We start from the raw sequence: 12154 nt of genomic DNA on the forward strand, positions 1-12154 counted from the left end.
TCCCGCAGCTGCCTGCGGGATGGTGGCAAGGCGCAGACGCGCGTATTCGCAACCGTCAGCGGCTACGGTCCAGCAACTGTTGGCGCACGGCCACGATGCAGCTTTCCTCGACTGCCAGATGCACGAAGGCGCTGTTGTCTTCTCGCTTGCCGGTGCCCAGATCGAGCGTTGTCACCTGGTTGCTGCCATTGCGCTTGAACGTGTCGATCGCCCTGGTGGCGTTCTTGAACGGCACGCTCGCATCGTTGGATGAGCCGCACAGCAAGGTGCGGGTGCGCGGGCGCCAGTCGAGCAGGTCGTTGCGTTGCAAGTCTTGCCGCAACGGGTTGAACGGATTGTTTGCGACGTCCTGAAGAAAGGCCGCGGTGAAGTAGTCCTTGATCTTGCCGACCGGCGGCAACGTGGTGACCAGATCGCCCACGCTACGCGTACCGGGGAAAAACGCTTCCACCTGTGCGGCCCAGGGGTCTTGATACGTTTGCGAGGGCGCCAGATAGACGTTGTGGTAAGTGCGCTGCATGGAGGTGATTGCGTAGCTCAAAAAGACCAAGGCAAAGGTGCTTTCGGCCACGGTGTTACGCCCGGTCAGATCATCCAGCACCGATTCGCTTAGCGCATAAGGTCCGGAGATCCCCGAGCTGGCCGCCAGGTTGAACTCCTGCGATATGTGCGCTTCGATCTCGCGTTGTGTTGCCAGTGCGGCGTGGGCGCCGGCCGAGTTGCCGGAGAGCATCACCTTGCCCGACAGCGGCGTGTTCAAGCGGCGCAGGACGCTGCGCGCGGCGCGCATCGCATCGATCATGGCGCTGGCTTGCGAGGCGCTGTGCATGTAGGGGTGATACGGGTAATTCGACTTGCCAAGGCCGAGATAATCGGTGGCGACGACGACATAGCCCTGGCTGGCAAGTCGGGTGACCAACGGATCGTTCCCGCGCGCGTCGCGGATGTCCTTGGCCTGCTCCGTGCTACGCAACGTCTGGGTGCCTTCGCCCCATGCCAGCAGGGGATAGGGGCCTTGGCACTGTGGACCGCCCGGCACCAGCAGCGCGGCCGAGGCGGTGGCCGGTTCGCCTTCGACGCCGATGGTGGCGTAGGTGAATTCCGCTACGCGAACGTTGCAACTGGGCTGCTCATGCGATGGGTCGTCGCGCAGCATGTTCGCAATGGCATCGCGGGTGTAGCTGGTCAGAACGTTGCTCGACAAGACCGTGCCACGGGCCGGATGGGTGCCGAAGGGGGACGCCTGCGAAGCGCCGGCGGTGGCCAGCAGGGCGATGCCCAATGCCGTGCCGATGTTGACTCGCAATTCCATGTAAAGACCTCGCTACATGACGCCCTGGGCAAGCGGCAGGGGGATGACGGTCGGGGCCGTCGGAATGAGCATGGGTGGGAACGTCGCGCGCGCAGCACTATCAGCCGGTCATCGTGCGGGGTGTGCAGCCATCGGCGGAGAGCGTCGGAGCCTGCAATCCAGCGGCTTCTGCTGCACGGCATTCGTCCCAGTCATGCGTGTTAGGTAATACCTATCTGTAATGCAATGACTGTTCACAGTGATAGGAAATAAATAACCACTTCTCGAAGGTCAACTGATGAAGTAATGATGATGTTTCACATCTGTACCGCAGGCGCACCAGGGTGCGAACTTGTGAAGTCATAAGCGAAGCGCGATACGGCGCGCCGGTGACGCGCGCTGGGGTGAGGGCGATGCCATGTGTCGCTAGCGGGAGTAGTGGTTGCGTCGACGGTTGCGGCATTGCGAAGTTGTTAGGCAGTGCCTATCGCGCGCGTGCTTGGTCGAGCAGATGCGCCATAGCGAAGGTTCGCTCGCGCTCGCGCATCGGTGTCACGCGCCAGCGCTTGCCGATGGCGTGATGCGTGAATAGCCAAAGCAAAAGAGCGCCAGGCGGCGCTCTTTTGCTGACATGTTGCACGCGGCGGTGCTGGAGATATCGCGGCGAACTTGCCGCCGCGGATCGATCAGGCGTTGGCGACTTTGTGGAGCAGCCGTGCGACCGGAGCAGCCGTGCGCATGTTGGTGTCTTGCGCCTGTCGTGCATCGATTCTGAAGATGGCCACCGCATCGGTGAGCTGCGCTGCCTGTTCTTCCATCGAGCGTGCGGCGGCGGTGGCTTCTTCCACCAGCGCTGCATTTTGTTGCGTGGTTTCGTCCATGTGAGTGATGGTCTGATTGACCTGTTCGATGCCGGCCGATTGTTCCTGCGAGGCGGCGGAGATCTCGCCCATGATGTCGGTGACGCGTTGCACACTCGCGACCACTTCGCTCATGGTCTTGCCGGCGCTGTGGACCAGCGCCGAGCCATCGGCCACGCGCTGCACCGAGTCGTCGATGAGATCCTTGATTTGCTTGGCCGCACCGGAGGAGCGTTGTGCGAGCGTCCGCACTTCGGAGGCGACCACGGCAAAGCCACGGCCTTGTTCGCCGGCACGTGCGGCTTCCACCGCTGCGTTCAGCGCGAGGATGTTGGTCTGGAACGCGATGCCATCGATGACGCTGATGATGTCGGCGATCCTCTTCGAGGAGGCTTCGATACCGCTCATGGTGTCGACGACCTTGCCCACAACCTCGCCACCTTGCGAGGCAACGCGTGCGGCACCGATCGCCAGTTGATTGGCCTGGCGTGCGCCCTCGGCATTCTGTTTGACGGTGGACGTCAGTTCTTCCATCGACGCTGCGGTCTCTTCGAGATTGGCCGCCTGTTGTTCGGTGCGTTGCGACAGATCCTGGTTGCCGGCCGCGATCTCGCTGGCAGCCGCGTTGATGGATACCGCCGACTGCTGGATGTTGCCGACGATCTGCGCCAACTGACTGGCGGTGGCATTGGCATCGTCGCGCATTTGCGCAAACACGCCACGGAAGTCGCCACTCATGCGCGCGGTGAGATCGCCGGCGGCGATCGATTGCAGCAACGACGACAACGACTGCAGATTGCCGTCGGCGGTGGACATCAGATGATTGAGGCTTTCGACCATGATGCGGAAGTCGAATTGAAAGCGCTCGACATCGCCGCGCGCGCTGAAGTCGCCGTTGGCGGCCGACTGCGCCAGATGCTTGATCTCGTGATTCATCGCCGAGAGGTTGAGCTTGACCTGCGACATGGTGTCGCTGAACACCGCTTTTTCACCGGGCAACGGCTGCATGTCTTCGGATAGTTCGCCAACGGCATAGCGGCCCATGATGCGTGCCAGATCGGTCTGTACGGCAACGTGCGAGGCCACCAGCAGATTGGTGTCATTGGCCATGCGGCCGTAGTCGCCGGGGAATGCCGAAGCATCGATGCGGAAGCTGATCGTGCCGGCGTCGTGATGCCTGGCCATATCGGTCTGTGCAGCGATCAGGTTGCGCACCTGCAGTTGCATCTTGTCCATGGCCTGCAGCAGACGGCCGGTTTCGTCGGTGGCGGTGGTGTGGACGTCGTTGTGCAGGTTGCCGGCGGCGATGGCTTCGGCGGTGCGTGTGGCCTGGCTCAATGGTGTGGTCAGGCTGCGCGTGATCAACCACGCCAGCAAGGTGCTGATCACCAATGCCGCGATGCCGCCACTTGCCAGGATGACTTTGCCGCGATGCATGGATTGCACGGCCGCGGCATACGCTTCCTTGCTCAGGCGCCGCTCCAACGCGGCGTTGTCGCGAATGGCGGCCTGCTGCTCATTCATCGCAGTGGCGGCCGCACCTTGCAACAAGCCCAGGGCCTCCTGGTTCTGGTCGTGGATGCCGTAGTCGAGAATCTGGTTGTTGAACTTGACCGAGATGTCGCGTTTTTCCTGCACCAGCTTGAGCGCAGCCTTTTCTACGTCGCTGCTGGGCATGGCCGCCAGTGCAGCCTGAGATTCCTTGTAACGCGCGCGATTGTTTTGGACCATCTCCATTGCGCTGCGGTTTGCTGCATCGCCCGACACCATCACGATGTCGCGCAAGCCGATCGCCACGTTGGTATTGGCATCGAGCATGTCGCTCGAGAGGCGAATCCGCTCCATGTTGTTGTTGACGATGGTATCCAGCTCGTAACGGGCGTTGGACATGGTGATCAGGCCGGTCGCCACAAGCAGACCCGACAAGAGAATCAAAATGCCGAAAGCCATGCCCAAGCGACGACCGACATTGAAGCGTTGCAAATAATCGTTCATAACCGCATCCAGTTAGCGCAGCTGAAGGGGCCAGTGGATGCGGGGTGCATCCACTCAAGCCTCTTGCCCAGCTAGCGGCTGGAGACGGGTGTGCTAAAGCCTTCCGTTCTGTAATAGTTACAGCGGATTCATTGCGCGGAAGAGATTCCCCGACAGCTGTCCATCGGCGCCTGACATCTTGATGGCGTCAGAGGCATGGAGCGCAGCTAACGCCGCTTTTGCGTGCACGTTAAATAGATGTTGCCGATGCTGGAAATAGTGCTCGCAATACGCATGTCGTCGCAGCGTATGTGCAGGAATCCGCATCGATAACTGATCGCGCGCGCCATTTGTTAGTCGCACTTGTAACGTCTGACTGGATCGATGCGTGTCACCTGCAGAACGTTCGTTCTGCAGCGCGTGACACGCTGGTAGGCGCGTCGGATTGCGTCTTGCCTACTACCTGCAATGGACCTTGCGCAGATTCGCTGGAGCGATAGCGAGAGATGCGGTCAACCTGCGTCGATCGATGTTGCGCCAGTGCCCCCAGTGCAGGGCACTGCTTGGGAGCGTTAAGCAGGTCGGCAGCGCGCACTGCATCTGGTGACGAGGCGAACCTCAGCAGCCGAGCACGCGCGCCGCGCTACCAACCGGCATCAGGCTTCCAGCGCAGCCAGCACGTCGGCGTGCAGCTGTCGTGCATCGGACTCGCTGTTGAACCGCGCGAAGACCTCTTCGCCAGAGATCATGCCGACCCGGACCGAGTGGCAATACGAGCCGAAGCTTTCACCAGCGTTGAACGGATCGCTGATGACGGAGATATGGGTGACGCGGACCCGGGTGGTGCCGAACTTGATGAACATCTGCGAGCTCCTGTGTGAGCGCTGAGTTTCCCACTTTGTGCTGCTGGGCAGAAGCATGCATGGATGAAGGCGCGTCGATGAGGTGACCCCAGGCAATGCCGCAGCGTCCTTGCGGTTTTTGTGGCGTGGCCCACCTGTGGAGCGGGTGACTGGAAAGGCGCTCGCCTCACGCATTCGGCGACCCAGCACGTACACTGCCGTGCCCTGATGCTGAGCCTGCCCGATGTCCGATCCCATTCGTCTCGATAAATGCGTTGCCGCGCAGTTCGGCTGCTCGCGTGGCGAGGCGCAGCAGTACATCGAGGGTGGCTGGGTCAGCGTGGACGGGGTCGTTGTCGAAGAGCCGCAGGCCCTGGCAACCGCCGTGCAGGTGACGCTTGCACCGGATGCAGTGCTTGAACCTGCCGAGCCTGCCACCCTGCTCTTGCACAAGCCGGCAGGCATGACCGCCGACGCTGCGCTGGCGCTGGCCAACCCGGCAAGCCGGAGCGAGCTGGACAACGCCGAGTTGCGCGTGCTCAAGCGGCATTTTCTGCGCCTCAGCGCGCCGCTGCCACTGGAAGACGACGCCAGCGGCTTGCTGGTGTTGAGCCAGGACGGCCGCGTACTGCGCAGGCTGACGGCCGATGCCAGCTCGATCGAGCAGGAATTTTTGGTGGAAGTGCGCGGCGAGCTGCGCCCGTATGGCATGGCGCGTCTGGCGCACGGTCTGGTGTATCAGCAGCGCAGCCTGCCGCCGTGCAAGGTGAGCTGGCAGAACGAAGAGCGGCTGCGCTTTGCGATCAAGCATGTGCAGCCAGGCCAACTGCGTTACATGTGCGGCGAGGTGGGGCTGGACGTGGTGAGCATCCGCCGGCTGCGCGTAGGTCGCGTGTCGCTGGGCAAGCTGGCCATCGGCCAGTGGCGCTATCTGCCGTCGGGCGAACGTTTCTAAGAGACGTATTGGTCAGTGCGCGTACGGTGTCTGCACGTAGCGCACTTGACTACAGTGGCCGCATCGACACCGCGATGCGTTTCGGCAAACGCGGATTGCTGTAAGGCAACCCAAGCGTCTTTGCTGCGGCCTTCGCGATGTCGGCATCTAACATCATGAGGTGTGTACCAAGCACACGCCGACTCACGTCGGCCGACGCCCGACCGGCCACATCGCACGTAGCGATGCGCGCCGCGCAAGGACGTCGCAGGCTGACGCTTGGTTCGCTTACTTCTTGTTGCGCCTTTTCTTGGCGCGGGTCACCAGCCAGAACACCACGGCGATGATCCCGATGACCAAGATGGCGAATGCCGGTGTCAGAAACGCGTTGTCGCCCATGAGAATCTCCTGAAAGTCATTGCAGCGAAGCGCTGCACTGGCGTTAGCCTAGCGAGCGGTCTGCGTGATCGCGTGAAATGCGCTTGCTTGCTTGCAAGCACGCACCAGTGCAAGCACGCATGCATCGACGCACGCTTACTTAGCTCGAAGGCCAGGAGCACTGTCGTGCGGCTAGGAGTGCATTGCTGCAGTGGAGGCGCTTGCTCTGCGGCGTTTGGTGCAACTAGCACGGAGGCCACGTGCGCAGTCAGAGCCATTGCAAGTCAACCAACTTCAGACAGACGTGTCAGCAGCTGCGCTACTGCGACCAGCAGCCAGCGACATTTGAACCGTGCGACGCAGGCGCGAGCAGGATGCGTACTGCACCAATGAGATCGGCCAGCAGACGAGATCGACTGGATCAGTCAGCAAACCAGCGATGGTCGCCACGTGTGTCGACTGCAGCAATGATGCCGTTCGCATCGCTGGACGCGCTTCGCGACATCCAGTGAAGTGCAGGTTTCCATCAGCAGACGCAACTGTTGGCACACGGAAACGACGCACGCAGGCAAACAGATGAAAAGCCAACGGAGCGCGCTCATCGCGTCGCAACGGTCTGACGAGCGCGTTGGCCAATGCAAGACAGCACTGCGCCACGGCAGGTCTGCATCAGCAATGTCCCGGCAGGGGCGTGCTCAGCGCCTCGCGAGTTGAGCGGCCCAACAGGCCTCGCGTCCGGTGGTTGCAGTTTAAATGAGACTTGCATCACGCAAATCGGGGGCGCGCCCACAGGCTGTCGGGGTGTTCCCGACAACCATGCTGGTGCGACTGCGCTCGCAGCGGAGCGCAGTCGCCGGAGGTCACTGAAAAGCGGGCGTGCAGCGGAAGCCGGCGCAATCGATCTGCACCGTGCTGCCACTCTGGCAAGTCGCAGTGAAGCGGGTGGGGCCAGCCGCCTGCACCGGGCCGCAGTTCAAACCGCTGCTGATGCTTTGAGCGCGTGCCATGGACGATTCGCTCGACATCGCCGGGCCTGCAGTGGTCGTCGGAGCCGCAGCGACGACGGGAGATGCCGCAACGCGGGCAGGCGCAGCGGAGGGGACATCGCTTGCCAGCGGCGTTGTCACCGCTTCGTTGTGCGTGCGGCCGCTTGCCGCCACCCCACCGCCTTGCGCGGTCTCGCCTTGCAGTGGCTGCCCACGTTCCTCGCGACGGCGGTCGAAGCTCAGCGTCTGCCCGAACACCAGCTGGATCCAGCTCGGGTAGGTGTAGCCGGTGCCCTTGTTGTGGTCGACGATGGCGCCGATTGCGCCGCCGATCAGGATGTTGCCCCAGATGCCCATGTTGGCACGCGAGATGGAGCGGCCTGCCGCATCGCGCTGACCGGGCAGCACGCAGGTGACCTCCAGATCGTGCGCGGACCGGCGCACCTGCGCGGTCTGGCCGGACTTCAGGGTGACGCGCCCCTTGTCATTGCCGATGGCGCAGTCGGCGCCGGTGATGGTTTGGCCGTCGGCGGTCTTGGTATCGACGCGTATCGGCTGGGTCGCGTCGTTCATCACCGTTGCGCAACCACTCAACGCAGCCATGGCGATGGCTGCGGTCACTAGCTGTTTCATGTTGTCCCCTGGCGTAAAGCACAGCGGCACCAGGCGGGCATTGCACCGCGGCCTTGGCACAGCTATGTCGTGATCAATCCCCGTTGCCGCCGCATCGCGCGGCGGCTGGCATTTCATACCGGGATTGTGGGCCGCCGTCCAGCTGCGGCCGTCTGCGTTACACGCCTGGGGTGGCGAGCACGCGGCGTTTCGCCATCACGCTGCGGATCGCGGTGAGCAGTTGTTCGGGGGTGTAGGGCTTTTCCAGGAAGGCCACGCCGTCAGGCAGGATCTCTTCCACGTACTCCACCGCCAGACCGGAGGTCAGCAACACGGGCAGGTTGTATGGCGCATACGCAGTCTTCAACGCAAGATCCACGCCGGTCAGGCCACCGGGGAAATGGATATCGGAAAACAACACATCGACGCGCGGGTCGCTGTCGATCAGGGTCAGGGCTTCTTCGACCGATCCGGCGCTGCGGCAGGTAAAGCCGTAACTTTCCAGGACAAGGCAGCTGAGTTGTCGGGTGCCGTCGCCGTCTTCAACGACGAATACAACTGGCCGTTCCTTGTTCTGTGACATGAGCACGTCTCGTAAGGCAAGCCACATTTTCAGCGATGCGGCAGTGAACCCCCCGTCAACGCAGACGGAGCCGTATGGTTACCAGCCGAACGGGCCGGGGCCATAACCGCCGGGTGCGTAGCGTGGGCCGAATACCGGGCCTTCGCCGCGGCCGACGCTGATGCTGACGCCGATCTGATGCGCCTTGCCGTCGTCGTCGTAATAGGTCTTGCAGGAGTTCAGATTGACCGCCTGCCAGTTGCTGTTGCCGCCGCGGTTGGAATAGCCCATGCCGGTCTCGACCGCACCATGCAGCTTGCCCTGGCATTGCTCGGCGCGTTCGGCCGCGATCGATGCGGCGCTGGGGCGTGCCAGCGCCGGGCGGGGGCCGCTCTTGTCGCCGTAAAACGTGCCGGGCGGGTCGGTGCTGTACTCCGGGTCGGAGCGGTATTGGAGAGGTGCCTGGGGGACGCTCAGGTCCAGCGAGCGGGCGGTGGCCGGTTCGGCGCTGACATCGCCGGTCTGGGCGAGCGCGCCACCGGCGGCAAATAGAGTGGCCAGGAGAAGCAGGCTGCGTTTCATCGGTTGGACTCTATAGGAATGACTGGCAGCGCGTGCCAGCTCGCCTTGTGAAACTAGCAACGGCTGATTGAATGCGCGCTGTCGATTCGGCCGATTGTTGTGTCGAGACAGGCATGGCGCTGACACACGCTGTTGCATCAGCCTTGCTCGCGCACGATCTCGATCAGCTGCGCACCATAGCGGGCCAGTTTGCCGCCACCGATGCCGCCGACCCGCGATAACGCATCGATGCTGGTGGGCCGTTGCTCGGCGATATTGCGCAGCGTGCTGTCGTGGAAGATCACGAAGGCCGGCACGTTCTGTTCCTTGGCCAGTTCCGCGCGCAAACCGCGCAGCGCGTTGAACAACACCAGATCCTGCGGCTGCACCGGCAGGCCGGTGCGCTGCGCGCCGCGATCCCGTCCGGCGGCCGGGTTCTCGCGGCGCATCATCACCTGGCGCTCGCCCTTGAGCACCTGGCGGCTGGCATCGGTCAGGCGCAGGCCGCCGTGGCCTTCGCTGTCGACTTCCAGCAGGCTGGCCGCCACCAGCTGGCGGAACACGCCGCGCCAGGTGCGCTCGTCCAGGTCGCGGCCGATGCCGTAGGTGCTCAGTTGATCGTGGCCAAGCTGTTTGATGCGCTCGTTCTCGCTGCCGCGCAGGATGTCGAGCAGGTGACCGACACCGAAGCGCTGCCCGCTGCGGTACACGCAGCTCAGCGCTTTCTGCGAGGCTACCGTGGCATCCCACGCCGCTGCCGGGGTCAGGCAGTTGTCGCAGTTGCCGCAGGGTTTGGGATAGGTCTCGCCGAAGCCGGCCAGCAGTACCTGGCGGCGGCACTGCATGGATTCGCAGTAGCCGAGCAGGTGATCGAGCTTGGCGCGTTCCAGGCGCTTGCGCTCCTCGGCCGCTTCGCCCTGTTCGATCATCTGCTTGAGCAGCACCACATCGCCCAGGCCGTAGCAGAGCCACGCTTCGGCCGGGTCGCCATCGCGGCCGGCGCGGCCGGTTTCCTGGTAGTACCCCTCCAGCGATTTGGGCAGGTCCACATGCGCCACGAAGCGCACGTCCGGCTTGTCGATACCCATGCCAAAAGCAATCGTGGCGGTCATGATGATGCCGTCCTCGCGCAGGAAACGGCGCTGATTCTGCGCACGCACTTCGGCGGGCAGGCCGGCGTGATAGGGCAGGGCGTTGAAGCCTTGCGCGCACAGCTGCTGGGCGGTTTCTTCGACCTTGCGCCGTGACATCGCATAGACGATGCCGGCCGAGCCGCGATGGCGGGTGAGGAACTCCTGCAGCTGCTTGCGCGCGTTGTCCTTCTGCACCACGGTGTAGCGGATGTTGGGGCGGTCGAAGGAACTGACGAAGTGGCGTGCGTCCACCAGATCCAGGCGCTCGGCGATCTCGCGCTGGGTGGGCGGGTCGGCGGTGGCGGTCAAGGCCATGCGCGGGATGTGCGGCCAGCGCTCGTGCAGCACGGTGAGCTGGCGATATTCGGGGCGGAAGTCGTGGCCCCATTGCGACACACAATGCGCTTCGTCGATGGCGAACAGCGCGATGCGGCTGCGTTCCAGCAACGACAGGAAGCGCTGGGTCAACAGGCGCTCCGGTGCGACGTAGAGCAGATCCAGATCGCCTGACAGCAGGGCGCGTTCGACCCGTTGCGCGTTTTCCGCATCCAGCGTGGAATTGAGGAATTCGGCGCGCACGCCCAGCTGACGCAGGGCTTCGACCTGGTCCTGCATCAGCGCGATCAATGGCGACACCACGATGCCGATGCCGTCGCGCAACAGCGCTGGCACCTGGTAGCACAGCGACTTGCCGCCGCCGGTGGGCATCAGTACCAGGGCGTCGTTGCCGGCAGCAACATGTTCGACAATGGCTTGTTGCGGGCCGCGGAAGTCGTCGTAACCGAAGACGCGGCTGAGCAGTTCGTGGGCGGGGGAAGACATCCGCCTAGGATACCGTGCGGGTCAAGTTCTGGTCGGTGTCATGCCGGCAGTGTTGTCCGATAGCGGGTCGGGGATTGCCGTGATGCGGTGGTGGTGTATCAGTGGCGTGTGAGGTCTTGTGAGGTTGAGCTGGATGAGGCTTCGCACCGTACCCTCACCCCAACCCCTCTCCCGGAGGGAGAGGGGCTCAACAACTGACAGCACAAAGCACCCCCTGAGTCAGGGGGCGCGCCGAAGGTGCGGGGTGTGGAGATGCGTAGCGGGGCCCGAGGTTTGCAGAGCAAACGTTGGGGGACATGTCCGCGAAGCGGAGATGGCCGCACCCCCTGAGTCAGGGGGCGCGCCGAAGGCGCGGGGTGTGGAGATGCGTAGCGGGGCCCGCCGTTTGCAGAGCAAACGTTGGGGGACATGTCCGCGAAGCGGAGATGGCCGCACCCCCTGAGTCAGGGGGCGCGCCGAAGGCGCTGGGTGAGGCAGGCAGTGAGCAGGCGCCCAAGGTTTCGGCGCAGCGAAACCTTGGGCAATCCGCAGGGGCCAAGCCCAAGGGGTTACTGCAGCAGCGAGCGCAGCATCCAGGCGTACTTTTCGTGGGTCTGCAGACGCTGGGTCAGCAGGTCCACGGTCGGGTCGTCGCCGGCATCGTCCGCGGTGCCCAGCACCTTGCGCGCGGTGCGGCAAAGCGCTTCGTTGCCGCTGACCAGCTGACGCACCATCTCCCGCCAGTCGGCGCTGTCGCTCAGGCCCGGCTCTTCCGGAATCGAGGTCAATGCGACGAACTCGCTGTAGGAGCCCGGTGCGTTATAGCCCAGGGCGCGGATGCGCTCGGCCACTTCGTCCAGCGCAGCCCACTGCTCGGTGTATTGGGTTTCGAACATGGTGTGCAGCGAGTTGAACATCGACCCGGTGACGTTCCAATGGAAGTTGTGGGTCTTCAGATACAACGTGAAGGCGTCAGCCATGTAGCGGGCCAGACCGTCGGAGATCTTCTTGCGATCGCCGTCCTTGATCCCGATATCGATATGCGGCGCCGACGCGGCAGCGACCGGCAGGGCATCGTTGATGACGACGGGCTTGTTGGCGTTCTTTTTCTTGGACATGGGATGGCCCTTCTGAGGAAGTGGATGTCTGATGGAACAGATATGGCGTCACAATAGACAGGCTAAAGGATCAAACGTCATTCAATCTTTCACATTTTTCCA

Annotated in this window: 9 protein-coding genes; 1 reads left to right on the plus strand and 8 read right to left on the minus strand. The window is 63.2% G+C overall.

Annotation, left to right across the window (positions count from 1 at the left end):
- Nucleotides 1-55: 55 nt before the first annotated feature.
- From ASF90_RS09970 to ASF90_RS09980, 3 genes are all read right to left on the minus strand, one after another.
- Nucleotides 56-1312, minus strand: a complete 1257-nt coding sequence (locus ASF90_RS09970) for a lipase family protein (RefSeq protein WP_055849124.1) — start codon at nucleotides 1310-1312, stop codon at nucleotides 56-58.
- A gap of 665 nt (nucleotides 1313-1977) precedes the next feature.
- Nucleotides 1978-4146, minus strand: a complete 2169-nt coding sequence (locus tag ASF90_RS09975) for a methyl-accepting chemotaxis protein (RefSeq protein WP_055849127.1) — start codon at nucleotides 4144-4146, stop codon at nucleotides 1978-1980.
- 635 nt (nucleotides 4147-4781) lie between these two features.
- Nucleotides 4782-4988: a hypothetical protein gene (locus ASF90_RS09980; RefSeq protein WP_055849131.1), complete on the minus strand. Its 207-nt coding sequence runs from the start codon at nucleotides 4986-4988 to the stop codon at nucleotides 4782-4784.
- 223 nt (nucleotides 4989-5211) lie between these two features.
- Between ASF90_RS09980 and ASF90_RS09985 the strand changes: the two genes are divergently transcribed.
- Nucleotides 5212-5922, plus strand: coding sequence for an rRNA pseudouridine synthase (locus ASF90_RS09985; protein ID WP_055849133.1), 711 nt, complete (start codon nucleotides 5212-5214; stop codon nucleotides 5920-5922).
- Between the two features lie 1217 nt (nucleotides 5923-7139).
- Here the strand turns inward: ASF90_RS09985 and ASF90_RS09990 are convergent.
- The 5 genes from ASF90_RS09990 to ASF90_RS10010 form a co-directional block, all read right to left on the minus strand.
- On the minus strand, nucleotides 7140-7898 hold the full coding sequence (locus ASF90_RS09990) for a hypothetical protein (protein ID WP_236699236.1): 759 nt from the start codon (nucleotides 7896-7898) through the stop codon (nucleotides 7140-7142).
- 157 nt (nucleotides 7899-8055) lie between these two features.
- Nucleotides 8056-8460: a response regulator gene (locus ASF90_RS09995; RefSeq protein ID WP_055849136.1), complete on the minus strand. Its 405-nt coding sequence runs from the start codon at nucleotides 8458-8460 to the stop codon at nucleotides 8056-8058.
- Between the two features lie 78 nt (nucleotides 8461-8538).
- Nucleotides 8539-9021, minus strand: a complete 483-nt coding sequence (locus ASF90_RS10000) for a hypothetical protein (RefSeq protein WP_055849139.1) — start codon at nucleotides 9019-9021, stop codon at nucleotides 8539-8541.
- Nucleotides 9022-9158: 137 nt separating this feature from the next.
- Nucleotides 9159-10955 (minus strand): DNA helicase RecQ, encoded by a 1797-nt coding sequence (recQ, locus tag ASF90_RS10005; RefSeq protein WP_055849142.1) that lies wholly within the window; start codon nucleotides 10953-10955, stop codon nucleotides 9159-9161.
- A 548-nt stretch (nucleotides 10956-11503) separates the two neighbouring features.
- Nucleotides 11504-12052, minus strand: coding sequence for a Dps family protein (locus ASF90_RS10010; protein WP_055849144.1), 549 nt, complete (start codon nucleotides 12050-12052; stop codon nucleotides 11504-11506).
- Nucleotides 12053-12154 lie beyond the last annotated feature (102 nt).

The sequence above is a fragment of the Xanthomonas sp. Leaf148 genome, assembly GCF_001423585.1.
Classification (GTDB): domain Bacteria; phylum Pseudomonadota; class Gammaproteobacteria; order Xanthomonadales; family Xanthomonadaceae; genus Xanthomonas.